A 26382-nucleotide genomic window follows, 5' to 3' on the forward strand; every position below is an offset into this window, starting at 1 on the left:
AGCTCATCTCTGCTTATCCCCGGCTCACGGGGTATATTCGTACATATAGTCCTGATTGATAACCTGCTTCTCCTTAACCTCCGCGGGGAACATGGCTTCGGCCATCCGGATCGCCTTCAGCATGCCCTTGGCCTTGTTGAGAGTCTCTTCATATTCCTTCTCCGGAACCGAGTCCCAGACAATTCCCGCTCCAGCCTGCACATAAGCCCGGCCTTTGCGAAAAATAATTGTGCGAATGGTTATGCAGGAATCCATATTCCCGGAGAAGCCGAGATAACCGATGGCGCCGGCATAAGCACCGCGTGCTTCCTTTTCCAGTTCGGCAATGATCTCCATCGCCCGCAGCTTCGGTGCCCCCGATACAGTCCCTGCCGGGAGGCAGGAGAGGAAGGCATCGAAGAAATCTTTATCGTCGGCCAGCGTCCCGGACACGTTCGAGACGATATGCATCACATGCGAGTATTTCTCGATCTCCATGAACGAGTCGCATTTCACCGTGCCGAACTTCGACACACGGCCCAGGTCATTACGGCCCAGATCCACTAGCATCAGATGCTCTGCGCGTTCCTTCTCATCCTCCAGCAGTTCAGCGGCGAGCTGGCGGTCCTGCGCCTCGGTCTCCCCGCGCGGCCGGGTTCCGGCAATCGGGCGGGTCTCAACCCTTCCGCTGCTATCCACCTTAACCAGCGCTTCCGGTGAAGTGCCTACAATGATCTCTTCGTCCATTTTCAGATAATACATATAAGGTGAAGGGTTCAGCGTCCGCAGCATCCGGTACACATGCAGTGGAGACACCTCGGTTTCTATATGCAGCCGCTGGGACAGCACCACCTGGAAGATATCACCGGCGCGGATGTACTCTTTGGCCTGCTCCACGTTGCTGATGTATTGTTCCTTGGTCAGGTTGGAGTGAATCTCACCCAGCTCAATGTCCTGAGGGATGCTGCGGCGGTTGACGTTCTCCTTCGGTCCTTCCTTTTGCAGCTCTTCAGCCATATTCTCCAGGCGGCGGCTTAGTTCCTCGTAACCTGCGCGAATCTCGGAATCGGTATTGCCATCCTTGATGTGCAGATTGCCTACCAGCAGAATCTGCTGCTTCACATGATCGAAGACGATGATGCGGTCACAGAACATGAAGCGGATATCATCCATATTCAGATCATCTACGGCATGCGCGGACAGCTTCTCGTAATACTGCAGCAGATCATACCCGAAGAATCCGATAGCACCGCCCGTAAACGGCGGCATCCCGTCCAGCTTGGGACTGCGGTAGGAGCGCAGCAGCGCCTTAAGCTCCTCGACAGGTTTGCCGGGCAGCTGTTTTTTTTCACCGCCCACTTCAACGTGAATCAGGCCTTTTTTGCCTGAAATCATCAGGAACGGATCACTGCCGATAAAGGAATAACGTGCCCATTGACTGCCGCCCTCTACACTCTCCAGCAGGAATGCACGATCCTGCTCCGCAAAACGCTGGAACAAGCGGATGGGTGTTTCCATATCGGCCAGCAGCCTTTTCACTACCGGGATCAGATTATACTTCCGCGACAGCGACACTACTTCTTCAATGCTCGGATTCGTCACTTGGCTAACCTCCTGGGATTCTATAGGTAATGTCCGAAATACAGAAAAACCTCTACCGGAGTAGAGGTTTGTGTTAGCAAGTATGTGAATAAGCGCCTGGGACCGGCAAAAACCAAATCGAGTACAGATCATCCCCTCAGAGGATACACTTATAGCGTATGGGCAGCTGCTGCACAAACTCTATACGGTATGCCAAAAAAAGAATGCTGATAATCAATGGTCTGCTCTTCAAAAAAAGTCCTGCACTCTGCTCAACTATACTCATCTAAACTAAACTATACTCTGCTTCACTCGGCTAACTACACTATACATGATGACGGCAGTTCATGACAACCCCGCATATGTAATTTATTACTTACCCTGTGAGAGATCCGGACGAAGCCGCTGGGCTTCATTCAGATACACATGGCGGATGTCCCGCTGTGATTTATCCGTATTAACCTGAACCATCAGGCGGATGCACTGCGGCAGGCTGCCTTTGACCGGAATCTCCACCGAACACATCAGCGGCACCATTTCCCAGCCTTCAATCTCACGGATGGCACGCGCCGGAAAAGTGGCGTCCAGGTCTGCGGTCATTGTGATCCAGACACTGCAGATATCCTCGGCGATAACATCGTTGCGCTCAACAATTTCCCTCAGCAGCACAACAGTCTCGCGTAAAATTTCGGTTTCCTCATTCTTCGTTACGGTTGTTGCACCGCGTATCCCCCGGTTCACCATGGGCTTTCCTCCTTCTTGAGCTGGGCGATAACCCCGCGCACATCACTTGCCTGCACATCGCCCACAATACTGACAGCGCCGATGTCGTCCGGCACGATAAAGGTCATTCTGCCTTCCTTGAACTTCTTGTCATGCATCATGGCTTCCATCAGCTCATCCTCACCGTAGTCCGCCGGAAGTCTGACCGGCAGAGACAACGCGGTGAGCATAGATACCGTATCTTCATAGATCGCTCTGTCCCGGCCCAGCTTCGCGGCCAGCAGTGCTGATCCGGCCATTCCAATAGCAATAGCCTCACCATGAAGAAATACGCCGTAGCCGCCTACTGCTTCAATGGCATGTCCAATGGTATGTCCCAGGTTCAGAATCGCACGCTGCCCCTGCTCCGTCTCATCATTGCAAACAACGTCAGCCTTGATCGCACAGCCGCGTTCCAGCGCGTAACCCAGAGCCTCCGGGTCCAGGGCAAGCAGCTCTCCGGCATGCTCACGGCACCAGTACGCGAACTCTTTGTCAAGGATCAGACCATGCTTCACAACCTCAGCCAGTCCCGAAGCAACCTGGCGTGGAGGAAGTGTAGCAAGGGTGTCCAGATCGTACAGCACCATGGACGGCTGGTAGAAGGCGCCAAGCATATTCTTGGCCAGCGGATGGTTGACCGCAACCTTGCCGCCTACACTGCTGTCGTGGGCGAGAATCGTGGTGGGAATCTGCATGAATCCGATTCCCCGCATATAAGAGGCGGCGACGAATCCGGCCAGATCCCCTACAACCCCCCCGCCAAGCGCCAGCACTGCAGAGCTGCGGTCCAGCCCGCCCTGAATGGCTGTCGTAATGACCTCTTCATAGACGGCCAGAGATTTGGAAGCTTCACCAGCCTGAATCACATGGCTGACCACCGTATATCCGCTGCCGCGCAGGGATGCCTCTACCTGATCCAGATAACGCGGAGCCACTTCACTGTCCGTGACAACCAGCAGCGGACTGCGCTGCGGGAAACCGGCTTCTATGCAGCATTCACCAATATTCTGCAGCAGTCCGCTGCCGATATAAATAGGATAAGAGCGTTCACCCAGAGCTACCGTAATGCTGCGCATCTTAATAGCTCTCCAGCTGCGCCAGGTAATTATTATAGTTGGCTTGGATCTCTTCCATTGAATCGCCGCCGAATTTATCCAGGAAAGCCTTGGCAATCTCCCAGGCCACCACATTCTCCAGTACAACACAGGCTGCCGGAACCGCACAGGCATCCGAACGCTCCACCTGGGCAGTGAATGGTTCTTTCGTATCGATATCCACGCTTTGCAGCGGCTTGTACAGGGTCGGTATCGGCTTCATCACTCCACGGACCACCACCGGCATTCCGTTGGTCATACCGCCTTCAAATCCGCCCAGCCGGTTGCTCGCCCGGTAGTATCCCTGTGAGGCTTCATACATAATCTCGTCATGAACCTGAGAGCCGCGCAGCTTACCGGCCTCGAAGCCGATGCCGATCTCCACGCCTTTGAAGGCATTAATCGACATAACAGCTCCGGCGATGGCTCCATCGAGCTTGCGGTCAGACTGCACATGACTGCCAAGGCCGACCGGCAGACCCTCGACAATACATTCCACAATCCCGCCGATGGAGTCGCCTTCTTCCTTGATCTTGTCTATGTAAGCCTCCATCTTCTGTTCCGTCTCTTTGTCGACGACTCTCACAGAGGACTCTTCGGTCTGCACGATCAACTCATCTACCGTGAGCTGGTTGGCAGGTGCTTCGATTTCACCGATGCGGATCACTTGTCCGGCAATCTTCACCCCGAATGCCGCCAGCAGCTGGCGGGCTACTGCGCCTACTGCAACCCGGGCAGCCGTTTCACGGGCGCTGGAGCGCTCAAGTACATTGCGCAGATCCGTAAGGTTATACTTCAAGCCGCCGTTCAGGTCGGCATGTCCGGGACGCGGACGGTTGACCCGGCGCTTCTCCTCATCACTGCCTGGAATCGGCTCGATGTTCATAATGTTCTTCCAGTGCGTCCAGTCCTTGTTCTCCACCACCAGGGCTACAGGGGCACCCGTTGTGGAACCGTGGCGCACGCCGCCTACAATCTCGGCGGTATCCTTCTCAATCTGCATCCGGCGTCCGCGGCCGTAGCCCTTCTGTCTCCGGTGCAGCTGGAAATTAAGCTCTTCGAAATCAAGTGTCAAATTGCTGGGCAATCCCTCAATAATGGCTGTAAGCTGGGGGCCGTGCGTTTCCCCCGCTGTTAAATAGCGTAAACTCATGCTGCGTTCCCCCTTCATACTTTTAGACTGTAAACCGCTAAAATGTTAAATGTCTTTGCTTATTATAGTATAGGCCATCGGCTTTGACAAGAAAGTGATCACCTTAAAGAGCCACTCTATTCCTAAACAAGAACAGCGCCGCTTCTGCTCTTTCGAGCAGAAACGGCGCTGCTGTGCATCCCCGCCCTAAGAGCCTGTCTCCAGCTGCCGGTCACCCGGTGCGGGAGGCAGGCTGCCGGTTCTGCCCTCCTCCGCTGCAAGCAGGCTCTGCAGCTGCAGCTCCTCAATCCCGAGAACCTGTCCGCATTCGCGGACTGTGAGGAAGCCGCGTCGATACGCGGCTATAACCTTGCTTTTGTCCATCTAATATAACGACCTTTCACTTGGCATACGGTTTCTACTCTTCAGTATCACTGAAAAGAAGTTAAAGTATACCTGTAGTGACAGGCCCTGCGGATAAGCAGCAGCTGCCTACTTCTTGCGGTAGAAGAAGGTTTCTGTAGATTCGAAGCCATACTGCGCAGGCGTGAAAATCTGTTCCGTGCTGCCCACGAACAGATAGCCGCCGGGACGCAGGCTGGCCGAGAATTTGTGATACAGCTTATTCTTGGCTTCTTCTGTGAAATAGATCATTACATTCCGGCAGATGATCAGGTCGAAGCCTTCATCAAACTTATCGAGCAGCAGATTCTGCTTGCGGAAATCGATACTCTTCTTCAGTCCTTCACTGACCTTGAACACGGGTCCCTCCGGAGTAAAATACCGGTCAGCCACATCTTTAGGGACATCTTTCAAGGATCGCTCCAGATATAACCCCTGCTTCGCTTTGGCCAAGGCCCCGTCATCAATATCCGTAGCCAGAATACCAGTCTGGGCCAGAATATTCTTGTCTGACAGGATCATCGCCAGTGTATACGGTTCTTCTCCGGTAGAACAGGCGGCACTCCACAGCTTCAGTCTGCGGCCGGAACGCTGAAGATCAGGCAGAATAACATCCCTTAATACTTCCCAGCGGTTCGGATTACGCCAGAATTCGGAGACATTAATGGTCATCCGGTCGAGAAATTCATAGAATAAAGCCTTGTCCTTCATCATTGCTGCATAAAAATCACTAAAAGAATTGTAACCGTTCTTCATGCGGAGCGTCGTAAGACGCCGCTTCATCTGCGCTTCCTTGTACTGGGCGAGATCAATTCCGGTGCTCTGTTTGACATTATGAATAAATCCGGTGTAATCCGGGTCTGGGGTTAATGCGGGTTCTTCACGTTCTGCCATAAATATTCTCCTGTCTTCCGCCGGACCTTACATCCAGACTGAGATGTCTTTGTTATACTGGGCCAGTTCAGACGGAGCAAAGAAATTGGCAATTTCACGTGCTGCGCTTTCCGGCGAGTCTGATCCGTGGATCAAATTAAGCGGGGTGTGGCTGGCATAGTCACCGCGGATCGTTCCCGGCAATGCCTCGCCCACTTTGGTTTTGCCGATCAGCAGACGCGACAACGTTACCACATCATCGCCTTCCCATACCATGGCAAACACAGGACCGGAGGTGATAAAGCCTACCAGTTCCGGGAAGAAATCTTTACCTTCATGCTCTGCGTAGTGCTTCTTGGCTTGTGCTTCCGTAATGGTAATCAGCTTCGCCGCAACCAGCTTGAATCCCTTATCCTCCAGGCGGGCGACAATACGCCCGATCAATCCGCGTTGTACACCGTCCGGTTTGATCATCAGATACGTTTGTTCCATAGAGTCACTCTCCATTTCCCCAATTCTTAATGAATGCTAGGTTTGTCTATACGGGATTGCATAATCAGGTTGTTCATTTTCTGATATTATCAGAAACCTCGTCATCTGTGAACGCTTAATCTGCGGAAGCTGCCAGATTAATAAGCGCGTCCTGTGACAAAAAAGGCGATGTCGCGCAGATTACGTTTGGTCCGGTTGCCCGGGAGCTGCTCCAGCGCCTCAAGCGCCTTGGCGATGTAGCGGGAAGCCAGCTCCTCCGCACGGGCAATTCCGTCCCCGGAAAGGATCAGGTCGATTGCACGGCCAACCCCGCCATTCCCCCCGCGGATCAGTTCCAGCTCTTCCATCAGTCCTTCGCGCAGCCTTGAGTCCTGCAGGCTGTAAATCACCGGCAATGTAATGTTGCCCTGGCGCATATCGCTGCCCGGCGGCTTGCCGATTTGCTTCTCCGTTCCGGAAAGATCGAGCAGATCATCACGGATCTGAAACGCCATCCCCACGTTGTATCCGTAATTATAGAGCAGCCTTGCTGTCTCCGGCTCTGCTTCTGCAGCCAGGGCGCCGAGCTGACAGCTGACGGCTATCAGCAGTGCTGTCTTGCGGCGGATTCTCCGCAGGTAATGACGCACGCTCTGCCCGCTGTTGAAGAAATCACGAATCTGCTCCATCTCTCCGATCGACATCTCCACCATAGCTTTGGAGAGAATCTGATGAATCCGGGGATTCTTCAGCTCCGAAGTCATGACCAGTGCCTTGGCATAGATATAGTCGCCGGTATACATGGCGATCTTGTCGCCCCACTTCGCCTTGACGGTGGGCTCTCCACGCCGGAGTTCAGCATCGTCGATGACATCATCGTGGACAAGTGAAGCGCTATGTATCAGCTCCAGCGGAATCGCTACACGCTTCAGCTTGTCGAGGTCATACTGTCCGAATTTGCCGCCCATGAGGACAAATACCGGACGAAGGCGCTTGCCTCCCGCCTTGAGCAGGTGCAGCGAGGTTTCTGTCAGCAGGTCATCATCACCCTGGACACTGCGGTACAGTTCCTTTTCAATCTGATCCATATCTTTGTTCAGCAAGCCGAATATTTGCATTCGCTTCATTCTTTCACCCGTGTCAGCAGATTGTGGCTCCAAAGCTCCATCTTCACTTCCTGCGGCAGCAGGCCCATTTCATAGGCATAGCGGAAATAGAGGTTCAGACCTTCCTGCTGCCTTTCCCCAAAGTCGTAACATAAATTACGGAAGTAATCATTCCAATAGGATGCAGTACCTCCGATGGTGCAGCGGGCTTCATGTGTAATTGGCGCCAGCTCACGCAGGCCTCGTCTTTTGCTGACCGCAAAGGCTTCCGCTATCTCGGCAATCGCTTCCGGATTACGCAAAGCAGCCCTGCGGTTAACTGCCCAGACGGCAAAAGTCATGCTGAGTCCGGTCCATTCCTTCCATAGCTCACCCAGATCCGTTACGTAATATCCCTGATCCTGCCAGGATGCCCGGATGGCATGATCCCCGATCAGCAGACAGGCATCTGCCTGATCCATCATTTCGTTCAGATCAGGAGGGACACTGATGTATTCAGGGGTGGCACCTATAGCTTTGTCCATCAGAATTTTCAGCAGATTGACAGAAGTGGCCGATGTATTCGTTACGGCGATCCTGCCGCTGCCGATAGACTGCACCGGCATTCTTGAGAAGAGCAGGATCGATTTGACCGGCCCGTCAGCACTGACGGACAAATCCGGAAGCAGCAGAAGCCGGTCGCTGGCCGCTGCGTACGCGAAGGAGGATAATGCGCCTACATGTATGCTCCCGTCGGCCATGCCTTGATTGAGAATGGCGGGTACTTCACTCACCATCTCTGCCGGGAAGCTGAGAGAAGAAGGATGGAAATTATGAAATACCGGCCATGAGTTGGTGTAACTGATTTTACCGATAACGGTGTGCTCTGGATGTGTCATCCTTCATCCCCCCCATCTGCGAAATAAAGTATGTTCAATATTAAAGCTGTCCAGCACTTTGCCTACCATGAAATTAATCAGATCATCGATTGTTGCGGGTCCAAAATAAAACGCCGGCATCGCCGGGATAAGCTTGACTCCCATCCGGGACAGCTTCAGCATATTCTCCAGGTGAATCGCGTGCAGCGGTGTCTCCCGGGGAACAAGCACCAAGGGGCGCCCTTCCTTCAGCATGACATCTGCAGCCCGCGTCATCAGATTGTCAGAACTGCCCTGCGCTACAGCAGACAGTGTTCCCATCGAGCAAGGCATAATGATCATCCCTTCCGTCCGGAAGGAGCCGCTGGCAATCGAAGCACCAATATCTGCGATAGGGTGATACAGAAGAGAACCGGGATAGCTGCTGAACCGCCCGTCCAGAAACCCTTCCCGGTCTGAGGCCGTGAAGCCTAATTCTTCTTTGAAGACGCGCCAGCCAGCATTGCTAACCACCAGATGTACCGTGTAACCGAGCGAGAGCAGGGTTTCTGTCAGCCGGATGCCGTAGATCCCTCCGCTCGCGCCGGTAATGCCAACCACGAAATTTTTAGGCTTAAGCTCGGTCATTTGTAGAACTGCACCACCAGGTCAATCAGAGTAAAGGAAAAGACTACAATACTAAGCACCCCGTTCATTGTGAAAAACGCCGTCTGCAGTTTACTGAGGTCGCTCGGGGATACGATATAATGCTCATAAAATAAAATAATGTAGGCAATCAGCATACCTGCCACATACCACCAGCTCAATTCGGTAATAAAGAGCAGCGATACAAATCCGATTCCCGTAAGCAGATGAAACACCTTGGCAATAAGAAGCGCACGGGCAACTCCAAAGCGGACAGGAATAGAGTAAAGACCTTCCTTAAGATCGAATTCCACATCCTGGCAGGAATAAATAATATCAAAACCCGCTGTCCAGAAGACGATAGTGAAATAGAATACCATGGAGGTCCAGTCTACAGTGCCCGTAACGGCAACCCAGCCTCCGAGCGGCGCAAGCGCGATCGTAAGACCGAGAATCAGGTGGCAAGCCCAGGTGAAGCGTTTCGTGAACGAATAGAACACCAGCAGGAAAACAGCAATCGGGAGCAGCTTCGCTGACAGCGGATTCAGCTTAAAAGCAGCCCAGAACAGCAAAAAGAACGAGAAGGCGATAAATAGCGATACTTCTCCAACCTTCAGCAGTCCTGCAGGAATCGCTCTCCCGGCTGTCCGGGGATTCTTCGCATCGCTGATCCGGTCGATCAGCCGGTTAAGCCCCATAGCCGCGCTGCGTGCACCGAACATGGCAATCACAACCCAGCCGATCTGGCTCCAGGAAGGCAGTTCACCAAACATTACGACCGATCCGAGCAAAGCGCCCATAAAAGCAAAGGGTAATGCAAAAACCGTATGTTCAAATTTAATCATTTGTAGAAAGATGCCGATTTTCTTAAACATTGCTGTTCTCCTTGAGCCCAATATGTAATGCCGCGATGCCGCCGGTCAAGGGGAAGGATTCCACTTTTTGCAAGCCGGTTTCACGGAAGATCACTGCCAGCTGCTCTCTGTCCGGGAACAGGGCGAGTGACTCGGGAAGCCACTTATATTGCTCATACCGCTTGGCAAAAAGCTTGCCGAGCAACGGAAGCACACGCTGGAAATAGAAAAAATAAATCCCCTTGAACGGCTGCTTCATCGGCTTCGAAAGCTCCAGGCATACCACCATACCGCCCGGCTTCACCACACGCTTCATTTCGTTCAGCACTTGAACGGGATCAGGCACATTGCGGAGTCCGAAGCCAATCGTCGCATAATCGAAGGAATTATCACCGAAGGGCAGATCCATCGCATTACCCTGAATCAGGGATATCCGGTCCTGGAGTCCGCGCCCCTCTACCTTGCGCTTGCCGACCTCCAGCATGCCTGCACTGAAATCCAGTCCCATGACACAGCCGGTCTCACTGGCCTCAGCCAGGGCGATGCTCCAGTCGCAGGTCCCGCAGCACAGATCCACTGCCGAATCCCCGCGCTTCATGTTCATCTTGCGCATTGTAAACTTGCGCCACGCTTTGTGGCGGCGGAAGCTTAAGATATCATTCATCAAATCGTATTTGCCGGCAATGCTCTCAAATACGGAATGTACGAATTGTTCTTTCGGCTTGATGCCTTGGTCACCCATAACGGAAGTTTTATCTACAGTCATCCTCTAACCCTCCACGGCAGCTTGTCCGGAAATTTTCATTTGCAGAAGAAGGCGGTCCAGCGCAGCACTCAGCTCACTGATCAGTTCCTCGTCCTTGATACTCTGCAGCAAGCCCTGAATGGACTCAAGCGATGCATGCAGCTTGTCTGTCAGCAGGGCATCACATTTGCTTCTTAGCTTAAGCTTCTTCCAGTCCCTGATGTCCAGCTCCTGCTCTCCCAGCAGCTGGAGCTCCTCTTCCGTCGCCGACTCCAGCACCTTCCAGTAACAGTAGCCTTCCAGAGCACTTACTGGGTCTGCGCCGCGGCGCAGCTCCTGCGTTACGGTTTCGCACTGGCTGAACTCCACCAGCAGCTTCTCCCAGCTATCCCGGAGCGGCTCCTCAATCATCGGTGTAAAAGAAAGAAACAGCCTCATATTGAGCTGTACCGTGTGCTTCAAATATTGTTCGGCTGTGAAAAGCAGCCCTTTCATCTTGCCGTAAAGATTAGCCTTCATCACATTAAAATCAGCGATAGCCGTACTTAGAATACCCACCATCTCAATTTGTTCGTGTTTGGCGAGCAGGTGATAGAACCAGCTGCTGAAGTAATCGCCGGCCAGCACCTTAAGCTGGCGGGAACGCATCATATCACCGCCGGGCTCATCATGATAACGGTCGATGCTCTCATGTGTGTCCAGCCCGAGCTGCACAAGCCCGGTCACCAGAGTGAACAGCTCTCCACTCTGGAATCCGGCACTCCGGCCGTGACCCAGAAAAATATATAACAAATGACCCCGCCCGTCTGAGAACGGCGGCAATTCCGTATGCCGCTGAATCATGTCGTAGTCGGTGTAGGGTTTAGCCAGTTGCGGTATGCGGTACGGTTTCATTTCAGCCTCCGAAGCCATTGACGTTTGACTATATCTTTGTTCACAATCTTGTCTATTATATCACATGTTTTTTGGTCACGCACGGTCGTGCATTCTAGTTTCTTTTACCCACTTCAGGGATAAATGAACTGTTTTTTCCACAGCTCGCTTTCACTAATGCGGAAGCCGTTCTTCAGCGAATCGGGCAGCGGGGAATTGCCGGCATTCTGCAGCTCATCCTGCAGCCGGGGAGACCATTCCTCCCGGCGGATGTCACCAGCCAGCAGCAGGCGGCGGGTATCCAGCCATTTATCCTCAGCCACCACTCGGAGCAGCAGCTGATTGACATTACCGGTCTCCTGAAAGGCAAAAGCAATCGCCAGCGCCATGTTCTGATACAGCTCCTGCGGTTCGTGGTCATTGCCGGTCACCTTAAGATCCAGGGTTAACACCAGGTCCTTCCAGCCTGCCTTGTCTATAACCAGGCTAAAGGGAATCTCCCCGAGCCTATCTACCAGATTGTCATCGCCCAGAACGGTGCTATCCCGGCTTATAGTCTCCACTGTACCATAGGCGCCCTGGGGGACTGCCCCGAGACTGGCGAGCTGAGGCAGCAGCATGGTAGATGCCGCGGTCAGCAGCAAGACAGTTCCAATCAGCCAGCTACGGTTCATGACAAGCCCCCTTACTCAGAATTTCCGCTGCGCAGCAGGATTATACTGAACCGCAGACAGCCCTATATCTAGTTATATTTTGAAAAAAAGCAGGCTATGCCTGCTTCTCAGCTTTCACTCTCTAATTGTCCGTGTTTGCTCCAGATTTCAGCTTTCCCGCGGATTTTCATTGCTGATGTATGATCTGTGAATTGGGCAATGAGGACTTCGCCTTTATCAAGCTTCTCCGTATGGTGAAAGCGGGTATCCAGGCCCCTTGTCAGTCCGATGACCTGAACTCCGTTTTCTTTGGCTTTGATTACGATATAATCGCTGCCTGATGGTGCAGGATTCACTTCATTGTGCTTCTCAGTCATTTGTGATCCTCCTTAAAGTATGGTAAGCCTAAGCTTCTAAAAAACAAATGCCGCCTTGGAGGGCGGCATAGTTGTTATTCAAAGACTATGGGATAGATATGTAGAAATCTCTATTTGATTCCGTCTTTCAGCGCTTTACCGGGTTTGAATGCCGGTACCTTGCTCGAAGGAATTTCGATTTCTTCACCAGTCTGTGGGTTACGGCCTTTACGTGCGGAACGTTCGCGCACTTCAAAGTTTCCGAATCCAACCAGCTGTACTTTATCTCCGCTTTGCAGTGCACCTGTGATAGCTTCGAAAACGGCATCTACCGCTTTAGTAGCATCTTTCTTGGGAAGTTCAGTTGCTTCTGTAACTACGTTGATCAAATCTGATTTGTTCATGTTTTCTCACCTCCCTGGGCAAATTTCCGGTATCATACACTGTTTCCGTTTCAACGCAAAATATACGTGATAATCCCGTTTATTACTGGATACTGGCGCCTCTCTTCTAGAAGCGCAACAAACTTATAGTAATACAGCCCACCCATAATTTCAAGGCGTTACTCAAAAAAGGAGCAGAAAGTAGCATTTTTCCACATGTTTTCGGGGTTTCGCGCAGTCTATTACTACCAATTATTCCGTAAAATCGGAGTCTTCCCTGGGAGATTCCCCCTTTTGCCCGCCGGTAAGCTATCTTCGAAATCTTAAAAATCAGCAGCAAAAAAGAGCGGAAATTCTTCCGCTCTTATCGCTAGGCCTGCTTACATTTAGAGAATTATGGCAATCAGTCCGCCTGAACCTTCGTTAATAATCCGGCCCAGCGTTTCCTGCAGCTTATAGCGGGCATTATCCGGCATCATGGCAATCTTGCCCTGGATGCCCTCACGGACGATGGAATGCAGGGAACGGCCGAAGATATCCGATTCCCAGATCTTGATCGGGTCATTCTCAAAGTCCTGCATCAGGTAACGCACCAGCTCTTCACTCTGCTTCTCTGTGCCGATAATCGGCGAGAATTCAGATTCGACATCTACCCGGATCATATGGATCGAAGGTGCTGTAGCCTTCAACCGGACCCCGAAGCGGGAGCCCTGACGGATCAGCTCTGGCTCATCCAGAGCCATCTCAGCCAGGGATGGGGCTGCGATACCATAACCTGTAGTTTTGACCATCTCCAGAGCTTCCGAGAAGCGGTCATACTCACGTTTGGCATGGGAGAAGTCCTGCATCAGCTGGAGCAGATGGTCTTTGCCGCGGATCTCCACGCCGACCACCTCCATGAGAACCTGATCATACAGCTCTTCAGGAGCGTATAGATCGATCTCCGCTACCCCCTGGCCCATGTTCATGCCGCTGAGGCCAGCCCTGTCGATGAAATCATATTCTGTAAACTGGGAGACGAGCCGGTCCACATCCCGCAGGCGGCGGATATCCTTCACCGTATCGCGGACAGAATTCTCATAGCTGCTGCGCAGCCAGTGATTCTCGCCCAGCACCATAACCCAGCTTGGCAGATTGACATTAACTTCATGTACCGGGAATTCATACAGCACTTCACGGAGTACCCCGGTCACATCATCTTCCGTCATATTGGCGGCGCTGAGTGTCATTACCGGAATATCATATTTGAGTGCGAGCTCATTGCGCAGCTGCTGTGCTTCCTCACTGCGCGGCCGGGTGGAGTTGATTACAAGCACAAACGGCTTGCCAACCTCCTTCAGCTCAGCGATGACGCGCTCTTCAGAATCCACATATGAGTTCCGGGGAATTTCAGCAATCGTACCGTCCGTTGTCACTACCACACCAAGTGTGGAATGCTCCTGAATCACTTTGCGTGTGCCGATCTCAGCCGCTTCCTGGAACGGAATCGGTTCCTCAAACCACGGTGTTGAGATCATACGCGGACCATTCTCATCCTCGTAGCCTTTGGCACCTTCTACCGCATAACCCACACAATCGACCAGCCGGACATTGACTTCCAGACCCTCCGCCACCTTGATCTGCACCGCGTTATTCGGTACAAATTTGGGCTCAGTGGTCATAATTGTTTTGCCCGCCGCACTTTGCGGCAGTTCATCCACTGCTCTTACCCGGTCCGCTTCACTTGTGATGTTCGGAAGAACAATCGTTTCCATGAACCGTTTGATGAATGTCGATTTCCCCGTGCGAACCGCGCCGACGACGCCGAGATAAATGTCTCCGCCGGTACGCTCGGCAATGTCCTTGAAAATATCCACTTTTTCCAAAAGAGATCCCCTCCTCATATTACTCCGAAGAAAAAATGCCTGAAGAGCATCGACTTCGCGTTCCGCCGGCAAACTGACCCTTGCAGGACAACCACCGGACTAAGCTTTGCCCGCCCGAAGCCTAGCTACTGCCTGAGGCGGAACATGTTGCCCCGCGCTAAACTCCGAATGCTCGGACATGCATTTGGACTAGTATCATCATATGTATCCAGAACGGATTTATGACCCTCGTCCGTGCATTTTGCAGTTGAAATTTTGTATGCCCGCTCTAGCACGCCAATGCGTCACGACGCCCGGAAGTCTTCTCATCAATCCTATGAAGCCGGGTTTTCGCCTAGAACCACTATATGGTTTGACTCAGGTATTTTGTTTTGAGTGCACGCTCTAACTGTATTTTGTGCAACTAAAGCGGTCGATTAGCATGCCACTAGAGCTTTAATTGTATTTTCTACATCTAAAAATCCCCATAACGCGATAAAAGGGCTTTCCGCTAATTTTAGTTGTACAGAATACAGTTAATCTGAAAAATCCGTTTTTTCACCGTCTTTTAACTGCACGAAATACAACTAAACATCGTGCACTCCAAACTATTTACGCCTTGATCCACCAGGTTGCCGCTGCGGACTGCCAAAATAATCAGGAAATCCGTGGACAACTGCCGGGGGAGCGAATCTAAATGCGGTACTTACACTGAATAAATTCTGTACAAATACAAAAAAGCACCGAAATTATAATCCGGTGCTGATCTAAAGCTTCTATTCCGTCGGAGCCTGCGGAACCGGCTGGCCGTCAACCCACAAATAAGGCAATGACTTAACGGGCACGTAATACGACGCCTGCTCCAGCTCCAGACGCAAGTCGCGGTCTGCCTCAGGCGCCCCGCCATTTTTATCTATAGCTGAGCTGATATCCGCACCGTAATCGGCATATACCGTACCGTCCTTGTCCATAAGGAACTGCAGGGCCTGGCCGGAATACACACTGTTCAGCTTAATAGACGCTGTTCCCGCCTTCTTGGCATCAATTGCAGAGAGGCCCGGATACACTTCTTTTTCCGCCGGCAGTTCTCCACCATGTGCGGACTTGTAGAGGTTAACCTTGCGCTGTACATCGTTAACCTTCTGCACGGTCACCAGGTCCATCAGCTTCACCTGAGGATCACTTTCTTCGTCCAGAATCAGAAAATACGCGCTGCCGCCCTTCTCAAAAGCCGCTGCCGGTATTTCATCCAGGTACCCTGCCTGCTGCAGTTTATTCAGATCGACCACGAATTTCTCATATCTTGGCGTTGCTTCATCGCTGGTCTTAATCGGAAGCAGGCCTTCCTGCTCCTGATAGTCATCTACCGCTGCCTGCACCCGCTTCACACTCTCGCGGTACCCGCTGCCGGGCTGCCGCTGCTCAGAATCCCCGGGATACATGCAGCCGCCAAGTGACCATAGCAGCAGGGCAACCCAAGGCAGCAGGGCTGCTCTTCTCAGTGATTGCCGGCGTTTCACCTGATACATGGAGTTGATAAATACGCCCCCTTTCTCTGGTTATCTGCTAAGCCTTCCCAGTCACCATAAGTCCTCTGCTTCTCCACGGCGCGCAGCTTCCAGTCTGCGGCGTACGGCCGCCTTAAGCGGGTCCTCGGGAATGTGCACGCTCACATCCTCCCAGACAGCGGCCTGGCAGGCCAGACGGACGCCTTGATCCAGCAGGCTGCCCAGCTTGCGTCTCTCGGCATCAGAAGGAGGTCTCAGCGCTGCTGACTCTCCGGGATCTACTGACACCTTGCACATCAGGCATCCGGCTTTACCGCCGCAGCGGGTGGGCAGAACGATTCCGGCTCTGTGTACCGCCTCAAGCAGCGATACTCCATGTGGCACGGAGACACGCCGGGTGTCGGGCAGGAAAGTGACATTTATTTTTTTATGAGATGCCATGATGTTGTTCCTTCCTTGGTTCATCTTAAATCTCTATGGATGTGGATATCTCCAGCAATGCCTCCAGCTTCGCCTGCAGGTGATCTTCCAGATGGTTCTCTTGAATTAACTGATACAGCAACGGCAGATGGGCGGCCATATCCTGTTTGATCAGCCCCGCAATTGCCTGGCAGCGCCCGTCCCTGCCCCGCAGCAGATTAAATATCAGCTCATGAACCACCGGCATCAGACGCACAAGGCCAATCCCTTCGTAATTGCGTACCGGGGCATACTGCTGCAGCATGCCTGCATCCACTGAATATTGCCATTCGCCGCTGCCCATTCTGAACCCGCCCACCAGTTCAACCTTGGCCTCCCCCATGAAATAGAGAGCGCGCAGTGAATAACAGCTTCCGCTGAAATCCTCTTCCGGCGGACTGACTGCATACCGGAGAAGGGATTGATGAAGCTGCCAGGTATCCTTCAGGTCGCAATAGACATCAATATCACGCGGCGGGACAGCCAGCTGGGCCCCGTGCAGCAGCAGCCCGCAGCTCCCTCCCAGAAGCCAAACAGGGGGCTTGCCCAGCCCGTAGTATTCTAAATCTTCTACTATGCTGCCCAGCGCTGTCTCAAGTGCATAGGGGATTCCTGAACCGGTCATAGATCAACACACGCTCCATTCCTGTAAAATCATCAATCGATTCTGTCAGAAATACGTCTGTCTGAGTGTATTGTAAATGCTTACATAATTGAAGCGGCTCCGCCTAATATCCCGATCAGCATAATCACAAATGCAAGTACGGATAGTACGCCTCTAAGCCAGCCCTTGGTCCTGCTGCGTGCAAATGTAATCAAAAAAACGGATAAACCCATAATCAGTACCGCAATCAGAGACAGCCACATTTTCGTCATTGGATCCATAGTCCATGCGCCCCCATTTCACTATACCCGGATTGCGACTATTATAGCGTGAAACCTTAGATATTATAAGTCTTTATATTAAAAAAAGAGCAAAAACCTCAGAATCTGGCTAGATTCCCGGGTTTTTGCCCTACACAAGCAGACAAGCAATTTGCCAGCCCTGGAGGGGTGGCTCCTTTATGCATGATATGCTATTTTTTCAGCAGCATTTTCATTAAAGACTCCATCGAACCGGAACCCGCGCCGCCTTTTTTAACGGCATTGATGATTTCCTGCACGGTAGCTTCACTGACTGGCACTTTGGCCATTGCTGACACCTGCTTAATTAACTGGCGGAGCTGGGCTTCATTCTGCGTGGTGCCCGGCTTGACCGTCCCGGCCAGCTTCTTGATGGCACCTTCCGTAATGTTCTTGCCCGCCTTCTTGTTAATGGCGTTCAAAGCATCCTTGGAAAAATCTCTGCTCACTATTCATCCCTCCTCCGTCAATCCCCAATACAACATATGAGGCTCTCCGGCAAAAGGTGAACGCGATCAGGAATGCCATTGCTCCCAGGTTTCCTGTGAAATGGCTTCCATCTCTGTCTTGCGGTCACGGCCCATCAAGGCTTCCACCGCATTACGCGGCGTTCTTCCCTTGAACAGCACATGATAAATCTGGTCCGTAATCGGCATCTGTACGCCTAATTTAAGCGATATCGCATAAGCAGCTTCCGTTGTCCGGATACCTTCCACTACCATGCCCATGGACTCCAGCACCTCTGCCAGCGGCTTGCCCTGGCCCAGCATGGAACCGGCACGCCAGTTGCGGCTGTGCTGGCTGGTCGCCGTCACGACAAGGTCACCGAGTCCGGCAAGACCGGAGAAGGTCAGCGGGTTCGCCCCAAGCTCTACGCCAACACGGGAAATCTCGGCCAAGCCGCGGGTAAGAAGCGCTGCTTTGGCATTGTCCCCGAAGCCCAGCCCGTCCGATAGCCCTGCACCCAGCGCGATAATATTCTTCAGTGCGCCAGCCAGCTCTACGCCGACCTGATCGCGGTTGGTATATACCCGGAAGTCATTGTTAATGAACAGTCCTTGCGCTGCAGCGGCACGGCTATCGTCAGGTGAAGCCACCACAACGGTAGTCGGACAGAGCCGTACTACTTCCTCCGCGTGACTCGGGCCGGAGAGGACAACGACCTGACTTTCATTGCAGCCAAGCTCTTCTGAGATCACTGTCGACATACGCTTCATGCTCTCCGTCTCAAAGCCCTTCGTAGCATGAATACAGAGCATATCTTCCTTCCAGAAGGGCTTCAGGCTGTGCGCAACCTGGCGCATTCCGGAAGAAGGCGCAACAATAACTACTGCCTTCGAACCGGAAACAGCCGTCTCCATGTCCGTAGTGGCAATAATGTTCGCAGGAAGAGTGATTCCCGGCAGAAAATGATGATTCGTATGGGCTTCATTAATCTCGGCAGCTTGTTCGGGCTTTCGCGTCCACAGATAAACCTCCGAGTGGTTAGCCGCCAGCACAGTGGCCAGCGCAGTTCCCCAACTGCCCGCGACCAGCACGGTTACTTTATCAGACAACGCGATTCGCCTCCTTAACTTTGGAGCCGATTTTGTTCTCCCGGCCCTGTGAAATCTTAAGTATATTGCTGCGGTGACGCCAGAACGCAAACAGTGCGATAATCAGGCTACCCCATAGCTCAGGCGTTGTGAACCCGGTAAACAGCAGAAATACCGGTGTCAATGCCACGAAGATCAGAGAACCCAGCGACACATACCGGGTCAGAACGATTGCCAGAATAGCAATCAATCCAGCAATCAGTGCAGGCCAAAATACAAGCGTAGCCATTACGCCAATTGTCGTTGCAATGCCTTTCCCTCCGCGAAAGTGAAAATAGAGCGGCCAATTATGCCCGATGATGGCAGCGATCCCACAGCCCACTGCAATCCAGGTTCCCCAGCCGCCGGCCCATGTTCCAAGCCAGACTGCGGCAATTCCCTTCAGTACGTCCAGAAACAGCACCAGTATGGCCGGTCCCTTCCCCATTACCCGCAGTGTATTGGTTGCCCCCGCATTGCCGCTTCCATATTGGCGGATGTCGATGCCTTTAAGCAGCCGGGCGAGCAATACACTGAAGCTGATAGAGCCAAGCAAATAGCTTACAACGATAACCAGAAGTTCAAACGCCACTACTCTTCTCCCCTAACCTTCGTTTTCGGATTTGCGCCGTGTAAAGAGACGGATCGGTGTGCCTTCGAAATTGAATGCCGCGCGCAGCTTATTCTCCAGATAACGCTCATAGGAGAAGTGCATCAGCGAAGGATCGTTGACGAATACCACGATTGTCGGCGGCTTCGTAGCAACCTGGGTTACATAATTGATGCGCAGACGCCGTCCTTTGTCTGTCGGCGGAGGATTGATCGCAACTGCATCGGATACCACATCGTTCACCAGATGCGTGGTAATCCGGAGTGCATGCTGCTGTGCGACATGCTGTACGACCGGCAGCAGCTTCTGCAGCCGCTGTTTGGTAAGCGCAGACAGGAACACCACTGGCGCATAGCTCATGAACAGGAAGTGATCACGGATATTGCGTTCGAAATTCTGCATTGTCTTGTCGTCTTTCTCAATGGCATCCCATTTGTTGACGACAAAGATAGAGGCTTTGCCAGCATCATGGGCATAACCGGCAATATGCTTGTCCTGATCAATAATGCCTTCTTCACCGTTAATTACCACCAGTACAACATCAGCACGTTCAATAGCCTTCATGGCTCTCATCACGCTGTATTTTTCCGTGTTTTCATAGACCTTGCCGCGTTTACGCATGCCCGCAGTATCAATGAGCACATAACGCTGGCCATCCCGTTCAAACGGTGTATCGATCGCATCGCGTGTAGTACCCGCAACATCGCTGACAATTACGCGTTCTTCGCCAAGAATAGCATTCACCAGCGAGGATTTACCTACATTCGGACGGCCGATCAAAGCTACACGAATGACATCATCGTCATATTCCTCATCGGTTTTATCAGGCAGACGTTCAACAACCGCATCCAGCAGATCTCCGATTCCGGTTCCGTGGCTTCCTGAAATTCCGATTGGGTCGCCAATTCCAAGGCTGTAAAATTCATAAATATCCTCGGTGCGCTTCATGTTATCCACTTTATTAATAGCCAGAACGATCGGCTTGCCGGAACGGAAAAGAATCTGCGCTACTTCTTCATCCGAGCTCGTAAGTCCGCTCTTCGCCTCGCACATAAAGACGATGACATCCGCTTCTTCGATCGCCAGCTCCGCCTGAACGCGGATCGACTTCAGAATGGCGTCTTCACCGTCAATTTCAATCCCCCCGGTATCAATCACACTGAAGGATTTGCCGTTCCAATCCGAAACTCCATATATCCGGTCACGTGTAATCCCCGGTTTATCTTCTACGATGGCCAGTCTATCGCCAATCAGCCTGTTAAAAATCGTCGATTTACCGACGTTAGGCCTGCCAACGATGGCCACAACGGGTCTTGCCATATTCATTCCTCCTGTCTTCCTTACGTTACTCATCATAGCAAAAAACAATACAATTGGCTAACAGTCTTACAACTGTTCCGCCGCTCCATACTTGCCTGTAAAACACAATCGGCGAACCCTCTTATCGAGGGCTCGCCGATTACTTTACCCGTTATGATGAAATAACAAAGGGATTAGTTGTTACCCTTGAATTTGTCCAGCTTGTCGCCGAAACGTTCAGCCAGTGTGAAGCTGAGGCCTTCATTGCTGAGCGATACGTTAGGATTGTTCAGCACTTCTTTTGGCGCTCTGTCTCTGCTGTTGCTGCGTTCAGGTCTAGCCGTAGGAGCCGGAGCTTCTTCGGTTTCCTTGATGCTGAGGCTTACGCGCTTCTCGGATGGATTGAAGTCAAGCACTTTCACTTGTACTTCCTGTCCTTCTTTGAGCACTTCATGCGGAGTGCCAATGTGCTTGTGGGAGATCTGGGAAATGTGCACAAGGCCTTCAACGCCTGGAAGCAGTTCAACGAACGCGCCGAAGTTTACAAGGCGTTTAACTTCGCCTGTAACTACATCGCCGATGTTGATCTGACCAGCTGCGGAATCCCAAGGACCCGGAGCAGCGGCTTTGATGCTGAGGCTGATTTTGCCTTTTTCAGGATCAACCTTAAGTACTTTTACGCGAACCTTATCACCTTCGGATACTACATCGGATGGCTTCTCCACGTGGTTCCAGGCGATCTCGGATACGTGAACCAGACCGTCAACGCCGCCAACATCCACAAATGCGCCGAATTGAGTCAGACGTTGTACAGTACCTTCGATGATTTGTCCTTCGGACAGCTCGGACATGATCTTCTGCTTGTTAGCTTCGAATTCTTCTTCCAGAACTTCTTTGGCGGAAAGAATAACCTTGCTGTTCTCACGGTCAAGTTCTTTCACTTTCACACGCAATGTGCGGCCTTTGTAGTCGCTGAAATCTTCAACGAAGTGACGTTCAACCATGGAAGCCGGAATGAATCCGCGCGCGCCAACGTCAGCCACGAGGCCGCCTTTGACAACGTCAGCCACAGTAACTTCGAACGATTCCTGGGAAGCGAAGTATTTCTCAAGATCTTCCCATGATTTTTCGCTGTCGATTGCACGTTTGGAAAGAACCAGGCTTTCCTTGTTGTCGTTGATGCTGACAACCTTGCATTCCACTTCTTGTCCGACTTCTACCGCTGCTGCGGCATTGTCCAGTTGTACGGAAGACAATTCGCGAATAGGAATGACGCCGTCGTATTTATATCCAATGCTTACATAAGCTTGGTTATCTTCGATTTTGACGATCGTTCCTTTCACGGTATCGCCTTTTTTCAAAGAAATGATTTCCAGGCCTTCTTGGCTTGTCACTTCTTCTTCGGTACCCGTAACAGCTTCTGCGGATTCCACAGCTTCTGTTGCTTCCACGGTTTCGTTGTTCTCAACGTTATCCGCAGCTTCTTGATTTTTGATTTCTTCAGACATGTGATTACCCTCCTCGATTCAAAACCCCATTTATTTAAACCCGCGTATAGCAGAGTTCAAAACAATCATCAATTGCACTTTGTACGTTAGTATGTTCCAAAAAATAGCGGTTATGCTATTAATCATCTGCGATTCGCAGATGCAAGGCGCCCGGGCTTAACGCGTACTGGGCTTGCCTGTTTGGATCATCTCGTGGATACGCCCCATAATAACATCGGTTACCGCTTCCAGAGATTCACTTCCTGCTCCTTCAAACGAACTGAGATCTATGGGAGCCCCGTAAACAACAGTCATCCGGCGAAAGGGCTTGTAAGATCCGATAATAGCCGCAGGTACAACGGCTGCGCCGCTGCGAAGGGCAAAACTTGCTGCGCCTTTCTTAGCTGCACCGGAGTCAGAGTTGCGCGTGCCTTCCGGAAAGATGCCCATAACATTTCCGCTGCGAAGCGTATTAAGGGCCGTTTTTATGGATTCTTTGCTTACGCCGCCACGTTTGACAGGAAAAGCTCCCAGTTGCTTAATGAGCCAGCCTAATACAGGAACAGTAAAGAGCTCCGCCTTGGCCATGTATTTCACCTGTCGTTTCAGCTTAATCCCAATCGTCATCGGATCGAGCAGGCTGATGTGATTTGCGCAGAGCAGGACTCCGCCCTCCTTTGGCACATTTTCTCTCCCCACAATCTTAAGCGGGAACAGTATGGCATAAATAAAGCGAAGCAATCCACAGCAAATTGCATAAATCATAGATGATTTCTCTCCCCGTCAACATAAGTTCTGCAGTGGGAGACGATGGCTTCCACGGCCTGACCGATATCCATATGGGTCGTATCCAGAAGAACAGCGTCTTCGGCACGGCGCAGCGGTGAAATCTCACGGCCCTCGTCAAGACGGTCCCGCGCTGCAATATCATGTTCAAGCTGCTGGAGAGTCACTGTTTCCGTATCCTTCAGTTCCTTGTAACGACGGAGAGCACGCTCCTCCACACTTGCCGTCATGAAAATCTTCACTTCAGCATCCGGCAGTACGGTTGTACCGATATCCCGGCCATCCATTACGACTCCCTTGCGGAGTGCCATCTGGCGCTGCAGCTGGCTGAGTCTGGATCTTACACCCTCGATCTTCGAATACTGCGACACTTGGCCGCTGACCTGAAGACTCCGGATATGCGGGGTCATGTCTTCCCCATTAATCAACACTTTCTGCACGTCTTTCTCCGGAAGAAGGTCAATATTCATGTCCTGGATCCTCTGATGCACCAGTTCATGCTCCTCCGCAGATATGCCTTCACGAATCATATACCAGGTGATTGCCCGGTACATCGCACCCGTGTCTACATAAATGTAAGACAGCTCCCGTGCTACCAATCGGGCTACAGTACTTTTGCCTGCCCCGGCAGGTCCGTCGATGGCGACGTTAATTCTGTCGTAAGTATGTGTCCCCTGCCTGTCCAACGGGGCATTCCTCCTCAAACACTCTTCCGCAGGAAATATGCCTATCGACATATCTCTCTAGGGACTTGCTGATATTATCAAGAAAAAAGCAGGCATTGCCTGCGACTTATAAAATTATACCACAGTTTATACCTCAGTGCAAAATGACTCGGAGGTTTTTGAGGAGAAAAAAGCTTATATTGATGCCTTTTGGGGAATCCCCGCACAGTCCTGTCACCGGTTACGGAAATCAAATTGGCGTTCAAAACAGTAACGGATTATTTTTTGGCGTTCCGAATCGGAAATGGACGAAAATTTCAGCATGACCAGATTACGTCCGGTTTCGAGCTTCTTGATCCGTACAATTTCGCCTTCGAAATTAACATGCTCCGTGCTGCCGTTACGGTACGCTACCAGCAGCCAGCAGCCTAGCTTATCTCCAACCTTCAAAGTAATTTTGGCATCGCTTAAGAATGAGGTCCCCCCGCCGCCGATATCCTCAGTCCGCACCAGAAAGCGGCTGCCCAAGGAATCTTTAACAGCAAGCTCCAGCTCGGCATTCACGCGGAAAAAGCTGCGGCGCTGGATTTTGAAGATGGATTCCACAGCAGGCTTGCGGAGGCGCACCATCCGGATGACCTCTTCCTTGAAGCCAATTACATGGGTGTTGAAATAATTTTTAATGCCGCCTTCAGTAAGAAAATAAACAGACAGCTCATCTCCGACAAACAGTTTTTTCAGACGCCCGTTACTCTCCTGCATGGGGATTTCTATCAGAAAGGTATCTTCCTCCATGTCAGCAATTCTTGCCCGGTATTCGACCTCTGACTCCGCTGCATCGCTGGAAGCAACCTGCAGGTATAAATATTCGTTGATTTTGGGATACAAACCTGTCACCGCCGCTTGAGTTAGTAATTAATGCTAACCCGATTATAGCATGGCCTTTCATGCCCGGTCAGAAATATTATTTGGGCTAAGCGGTTAAATACCGTTATACGGCCAGCAAAAAAGGCGCTTTCCTGTTTTGGAAAGCGCCTTTTCTTAAGGTTAAGCTTACTCTGCCTGAATCTCGGCTTATTTGTCCTGTGCTCCGGAAGAGGTACGGATCTGCTCTACAGATTCCTCATTCCCGTCTGCGGCATTCAGATAGATCCGGAACTGGGAGCCGTTGATTTTGCCTCCGAATTCATACGTCAGCAGTTCTTCAGCATCTTCATTCTCAATCCAGGCCAGCCTGTTATACAGCTCCTTGAACTCCGGGTTCAGCCTGGTTCTGACTTCGGCCAGGGACAGTTCCGGCTTTGGAATCACGCGCTTCTCCTTATGCTCATGCACATAATCACTGGCCTGGAATCCGGTGGCTTCCCCCGTATCCAGTCCGACCCGTACCGTCATCTTCTCCGGATAGATCAGAACACCGTCCTGGCTGGTAACAAAGGTTAAGTTGCCCAGGTTATCATACCTGTCTGCACTAACTGCGGTCATGCCGGGATAACCCTTCTTCTCCAGAAACTTGCCTGCCTTCTCCACGGCCTGCTTCATGGATACCTTGGCCGGACCCACTTCACGGTTGTCATTGTAGGAGATCAGCAGTCCGCCTTCTGCCGTGAAATCCATGGTGACCGGCTCTTTGTGGTCTGCCGATGTAATAGTTGCTGTGTAGGATGCCCATTCGGTCCCCTTACCGTTCTCCTGGATCTTCACGTTTGCATTCCCGCCCAACCCGGCAAATTTCAGCGCCTTGGCTTTGACCTGCTCTGCTGTGACGGGCTTGCCGCCCAGCTTCTTGACAGAACGCTTATCATATATACTTGCTACCGAAGGGCCATAGTCCAGCTCAGGATAGGCAGCAACCCGCTTGTCGACTGTTTTGAACCCGTCGATGATCGTGTTGTCTTCCGCTTCTTCCTCTGTAGCCAGTGCCGTTTCTACGTCCATCCAACGCAGCCTGTTACTGATGACTTTGTTCTGGACATCCTGCAGATCCTTGGAGATCTCTGCCGAATTCGCATAAAGTGTCTTCAAGTTAGCCATTTCACCTTCGGTCAGCGGTTTCTTGGTGAAATCCCGTACCGCTGCCTTATAGGAGAAATTGGAGATCTTCGAGAGGAATTCCTCTGTCTCACTGAACGGCAGCAGCGTAAGCGGCAGCTGGTTGATCTCGTTCTGCGCCTCGCTCGTAATCCGCCATACATTCACCAGACCCTTGCGGTGCATTCCATTGGAAGTGGTGTTGACCGCCAGCGTGTTACCCAGCTCTCCATGAAGCCGCTCCACATGGTAGGACAGATCATGGAACGCACGCTGATATTGGTTCTCCGCTTTGATCAGAATCGAATTCTTCTCCTGGTTCTCCTGATACCCCCAGACCAGTGCTCCAAGCAGCAAGAGTGCGGTCAGCGGGAACATTATGGCGCTTAATCTTTTGTACATAGGCCCGTCAAACTCCTTTCAGTAGCTTATTGCCGTTAGTTTGACAATAACTGAGAAGTCTTATGC

General features: G+C 51.8%; 30 protein-coding genes. All 30 read right to left on the reverse strand.

Annotation, left to right across the window (positions count from 1 at the left end):
• Nucleotides 1–24 precede the first annotated feature (24 nt).
• Entirely contained in the window at nt 25–1581 is a 1557-nt protein-coding gene (trpE, locus tag P40081_RS22705) for an anthranilate synthase component I (protein ID WP_042138620.1), read from the reverse strand.
• Between the two features lie 351 nt (nt 1582–1932).
• Nucleotides 1933–2304 (reverse strand): chorismate mutase, encoded by a 372-nt coding sequence (aroH, locus tag P40081_RS22710; RefSeq protein ID WP_042138621.1) that lies wholly within the window; start codon nt 2302–2304, stop codon nt 1933–1935.
• Nucleotides 2298–3401, reverse strand: coding sequence for a 3-dehydroquinate synthase (aroB, locus tag P40081_RS22715; RefSeq protein ID WP_042138622.1), 1104 nt, complete (start codon nt 3399–3401; stop codon nt 2298–2300). Before aroB ends, aroH begins: the two co-directional genes overlap by 7 nt.
• A gap of 1 nt (nt 3402) precedes the next feature.
• Complete coding sequence (gene aroC / locus P40081_RS22720) at nt 3403–4572, reverse strand: chorismate synthase (RefSeq protein ID WP_039301829.1); 1170 nt, start codon at nt 4570–4572, stop codon at nt 3403–3405.
• 186 nt (nt 4573–4758) lie between these two features.
• Nucleotides 4759–4935, reverse strand: coding sequence for a hypothetical protein (locus P40081_RS39090; RefSeq protein ID WP_171716680.1), 177 nt, complete (start codon nt 4933–4935; stop codon nt 4759–4761).
• A gap of 108 nt (nt 4936–5043) precedes the next feature.
• Nucleotides 5044–5847: a CheR family methyltransferase gene (locus P40081_RS22725; protein WP_039301821.1), complete on the reverse strand. Its 804-nt coding sequence runs from the start codon at nt 5845–5847 to the stop codon at nt 5044–5046.
• A 27-nt stretch (nt 5848–5874) separates the two neighbouring features.
• Complete coding sequence (ndk, locus tag P40081_RS22730; RefSeq protein WP_039301819.1) at nt 5875–6318, reverse strand: nucleoside-diphosphate kinase; 444 nt, start codon at nt 6316–6318, stop codon at nt 5875–5877.
• A gap of 137 nt (nt 6319–6455) precedes the next feature.
• Nucleotides 6456–7424, reverse strand: a complete 969-nt coding sequence (locus P40081_RS22735) for a polyprenyl synthetase family protein (protein WP_039301818.1) — start codon at nt 7422–7424, stop codon at nt 6456–6458.
• Nucleotides 7421–8281 (reverse strand): menaquinone biosynthetic enzyme MqnA/MqnD family protein, encoded by an 861-nt coding sequence (locus tag P40081_RS22740; RefSeq protein ID WP_042138623.1) that lies wholly within the window; start codon nt 8279–8281, stop codon nt 7421–7423. The genes P40081_RS22735 and P40081_RS22740 overlap by 4 nt, the downstream gene beginning before the upstream one ends.
• Nucleotides 8282–8284: 3 nt before the next feature.
• The gene (locus P40081_RS22745; RefSeq protein ID WP_042138624.1) at nt 8285–8887 is read right to left on the reverse strand and encodes a UbiX family flavin prenyltransferase; all 603 of its coding nucleotides are present in this window, start codon (nt 8885–8887) and stop codon (nt 8285–8287) included.
• Nucleotides 8884–9759 carry a UbiA-like polyprenyltransferase gene (locus P40081_RS22750; RefSeq protein WP_039301813.1) on the reverse strand — a complete coding sequence of 292 codons (876 nt, stop codon included), beginning with the start codon at nt 9757–9759 and terminating at the stop codon, nt 8884–8886. Before P40081_RS22750 ends, P40081_RS22745 begins: the two co-directional genes overlap by 4 nt.
• Nucleotides 9752–10480: a demethylmenaquinone methyltransferase gene (locus P40081_RS22755; protein WP_039301884.1), complete on the reverse strand. Its 729-nt coding sequence runs from the start codon at nt 10478–10480 to the stop codon at nt 9752–9754. Before P40081_RS22755 ends, P40081_RS22750 begins: the two co-directional genes overlap by 8 nt.
• A 27-nt stretch (nt 10481–10507) precedes the next feature.
• Nucleotides 10508–11377, reverse strand: coding sequence for a heptaprenyl diphosphate synthase component 1 (locus P40081_RS22760; RefSeq protein WP_042138625.1), 870 nt, complete (start codon nt 11375–11377; stop codon nt 10508–10510).
• A gap of 113 nt (nt 11378–11490) precedes the next feature.
• Nucleotides 11491–12030 carry a hypothetical protein gene (locus P40081_RS22765; RefSeq protein ID WP_042138626.1) on the reverse strand — a complete coding sequence of 180 codons (540 nt, stop codon included), beginning with the start codon at nt 12028–12030 and terminating at the stop codon, nt 11491–11493.
• A gap of 107 nt (nt 12031–12137) precedes the next feature.
• Entirely contained in the window at nt 12138–12386 is a 249-nt protein-coding gene (gene mtrB / locus P40081_RS22770) for a trp RNA-binding attenuation protein MtrB (RefSeq protein WP_042138627.1), read from the reverse strand.
• A gap of 110 nt (nt 12387–12496) precedes the next feature.
• Entirely contained in the window at nt 12497–12769 is a 273-nt protein-coding gene (locus P40081_RS22775; protein WP_019909963.1) for an HU family DNA-binding protein, read from the reverse strand.
• Nucleotides 12770–13134: 365 nt separating this feature from the next.
• Complete coding sequence (gene spoIVA, locus P40081_RS22780) at nt 13135–14613, reverse strand: stage IV sporulation protein A (RefSeq protein WP_039301803.1); 1479 nt, start codon at nt 14611–14613, stop codon at nt 13135–13137.
• Nucleotides 14614–15368: 755 nt separating this feature from the next.
• Complete coding sequence (locus tag P40081_RS22785) at nt 15369–16121, reverse strand: YphF family lipoprotein (RefSeq protein WP_042138628.1); 753 nt, start codon at nt 16119–16121, stop codon at nt 15369–15371.
• 51 nt (nt 16122–16172) lie between these two features.
• Nucleotides 16173–16541, reverse strand: coding sequence for a 2Fe-2S iron-sulfur cluster-binding protein (locus P40081_RS22790; protein ID WP_042138629.1), 369 nt, complete (start codon nt 16539–16541; stop codon nt 16173–16175).
• Between the two features lie 25 nt (nt 16542–16566).
• The gene (locus tag P40081_RS22795) at nt 16567–17184 is read right to left on the reverse strand and encodes a hypothetical protein (RefSeq protein WP_042138630.1); all 618 of its coding nucleotides are present in this window, start codon (nt 17182–17184) and stop codon (nt 16567–16569) included.
• A gap of 80 nt (nt 17185–17264) precedes the next feature.
• Nucleotides 17265–17444 carry a DUF2768 family protein gene (locus P40081_RS22800; protein ID WP_039301791.1) on the reverse strand — a complete coding sequence of 60 codons (180 nt, stop codon included), beginning with the start codon at nt 17442–17444 and terminating at the stop codon, nt 17265–17267.
• A 191-nt stretch (nt 17445–17635) separates the two neighbouring features.
• Complete coding sequence (locus tag P40081_RS22805; protein WP_039301788.1) at nt 17636–17911, reverse strand: stage VI sporulation protein F; 276 nt, start codon at nt 17909–17911, stop codon at nt 17636–17638.
• A gap of 66 nt (nt 17912–17977) precedes the next feature.
• Nucleotides 17978–19018, reverse strand: coding sequence for an NAD(P)H-dependent glycerol-3-phosphate dehydrogenase (locus P40081_RS22810; RefSeq protein WP_039301785.1), 1041 nt, complete (start codon nt 19016–19018; stop codon nt 17978–17980).
• A complete protein-coding gene (plsY, locus tag P40081_RS22815; protein ID WP_039301782.1) occupies nt 19011–19628 on the reverse strand; it encodes a glycerol-3-phosphate 1-O-acyltransferase PlsY in 618 nt (205 codons plus the stop codon). The genes P40081_RS22810 and plsY overlap by 8 nt, the downstream gene beginning before the upstream one ends.
• A gap of 12 nt (nt 19629–19640) precedes the next feature.
• Nucleotides 19641–20966, reverse strand: a complete 1326-nt coding sequence (gene der / locus P40081_RS22820) for a ribosome biogenesis GTPase Der (RefSeq protein WP_042138631.1) — start codon at nt 20964–20966, stop codon at nt 19641–19643.
• Between the two features lie 173 nt (nt 20967–21139).
• Nucleotides 21140–22453: a 30S ribosomal protein S1 gene (gene rpsA, locus P40081_RS22825; RefSeq protein WP_081970066.1), complete on the reverse strand. Its 1314-nt coding sequence runs from the start codon at nt 22451–22453 to the stop codon at nt 21140–21142.
• A 156-nt stretch (nt 22454–22609) separates the two neighbouring features.
• Nucleotides 22610–23197 carry a lysophospholipid acyltransferase family protein gene (locus tag P40081_RS22830; protein WP_042138632.1) on the reverse strand — a complete coding sequence of 196 codons (588 nt, stop codon included), beginning with the start codon at nt 23195–23197 and terminating at the stop codon, nt 22610–22612.
• Nucleotides 23194–23904, reverse strand: a complete 711-nt coding sequence (gene cmk / locus P40081_RS22835; protein ID WP_042138633.1) for a (d)CMP kinase — start codon at nt 23902–23904, stop codon at nt 23194–23196. Before cmk ends, P40081_RS22830 begins: the two co-directional genes overlap by 4 nt.
• Before the next feature lie 213 nt (nt 23905–24117).
• Nucleotides 24118–24771, reverse strand: coding sequence for a flagellar brake protein (locus P40081_RS22840; RefSeq protein WP_171716691.1), 654 nt, complete (start codon nt 24769–24771; stop codon nt 24118–24120).
• Nucleotides 24772–24957: 186 nt separating this feature from the next.
• Nucleotides 24958–26316, reverse strand: coding sequence for a germination protein YpeB (gene ypeB / locus P40081_RS22845; protein ID WP_042138635.1), 1359 nt, complete (start codon nt 26314–26316; stop codon nt 24958–24960).
• Between the last annotated feature and the right edge of the window lie 66 nt (nt 26317–26382).

Origin of the sequence: Paenibacillus sp. FSL P4-0081 (genome assembly GCF_000758565.1) — a bacterium.
GTDB lineage: Bacteria > Bacillota > Bacilli > Paenibacillales > Paenibacillaceae > Paenibacillus_AQ > Paenibacillus_AQ phytohabitans.

Coding starts and splice junctions, on each gene's coding strand:
- P40081_RS22740 (WP_042138623.1), bottom strand. CDS start 8,281: ATGACACATCCAGAGCACACCGTTATCGGTAAAATCAGTTACACCAAC.
- P40081_RS22750 (WP_039301813.1), bottom strand. CDS start 9,759: ATGTTTAAGAAAATCGGCATCTTTCTACAAATGATTAAATTTGAACAT.
- aroH (WP_042138621.1), bottom strand. CDS start 2,304: ATGGTGAACCGGGGGATACGCGGTGCAACAACCGTAACGAAGAATGAG.
- P40081_RS22830 (WP_042138632.1), bottom strand. CDS start 23,197: ATGATTTATGCAATTTGCTGTGGATTGCTTCGCTTTATTTATGCCATA.
- rpsA (WP_081970066.1), bottom strand. CDS start 22,453: ATGTCTGAAGAAATCAAAAATCAAGAAGCTGCGGATAACGTTGAGAAC.
- P40081_RS39090 (WP_171716680.1), bottom strand. CDS start 4,935: ATGGACAAAAGCAAGGTTATAGCCGCGTATCGACGCGGCTTCCTCACA.
- ndk (WP_039301819.1), bottom strand. CDS start 6,318: ATGGAACAAACGTATCTGATGATCAAACCGGACGGTGTACAACGCGGA.
- P40081_RS22800 (WP_039301791.1), bottom strand. CDS start 17,444: ATGGATCCAATGACGAAAATGTGGCTGTCTCTGATTGCGGTACTGATT.
- P40081_RS22725 (WP_039301821.1), bottom strand. CDS start 5,847: ATGGCAGAACGTGAAGAACCCGCATTAACCCCAGACCCGGATTACACC.
- der (WP_042138631.1), bottom strand. CDS start 20,966: ATGGCAAGACCCGTTGTGGCCATCGTTGGCAGGCCTAACGTCGGTAAA.
- P40081_RS22755 (WP_039301884.1), bottom strand. CDS start 10,480: ATGGGTGACCAAGGCATCAAGCCGAAAGAACAATTCGTACATTCCGTA.
- P40081_RS22790 (WP_042138629.1), bottom strand. CDS start 16,541: ATGGCATCTCATAAAAAAATAAATGTCACTTTCCTGCCCGACACCCGG.
- P40081_RS22775 (WP_019909963.1), bottom strand. CDS start 12,769: ATGAACAAATCAGATTTGATCAACGTAGTTACAGAAGCAACTGAACTT.
- P40081_RS22765 (WP_042138626.1), bottom strand. CDS start 12,030: ATGAACCGTAGCTGGCTGATTGGAACTGTCTTGCTGCTGACCGCGGCA.
- P40081_RS22785 (WP_042138628.1), bottom strand. CDS start 16,121: ATGTATCAGGTGAAACGCCGGCAATCACTGAGAAGAGCAGCCCTGCTG.
- P40081_RS22735 (WP_039301818.1), bottom strand. CDS start 7,424: ATGAAGCGAATGCAAATATTCGGCTTGCTGAACAAAGATATGGATCAG.
- P40081_RS22795 (WP_042138630.1), bottom strand. CDS start 17,184: ATGACCGGTTCAGGAATCCCCTATGCACTTGAGACAGCGCTGGGCAGC.
- mtrB (WP_042138627.1), bottom strand. CDS start 12,386: ATGACTGAGAAGCACAATGAAGTGAATCCTGCACCATCAGGCAGCGAT.
- aroB (WP_042138622.1), bottom strand. CDS start 3,401: ATGCGCAGCATTACGGTAGCTCTGGGTGAACGCTCTTATCCTATTTAT.
- P40081_RS22760 (WP_042138625.1), bottom strand. CDS start 11,377: ATGAAACCGTACCGCATACCGCAACTGGCTAAACCCTACACCGACTAC.
- ypeB (WP_042138635.1), bottom strand. CDS start 26,316: ATGTACAAAAGATTAAGCGCCATAATGTTCCCGCTGACCGCACTCTTG.
- P40081_RS22745 (WP_042138624.1), bottom strand. CDS start 8,887: ATGACCGAGCTTAAGCCTAAAAATTTCGTGGTTGGCATTACCGGCGCG.
- aroC (WP_039301829.1), bottom strand. CDS start 4,572: ATGAGTTTACGCTATTTAACAGCGGGGGAAACGCACGGCCCCCAGCTT.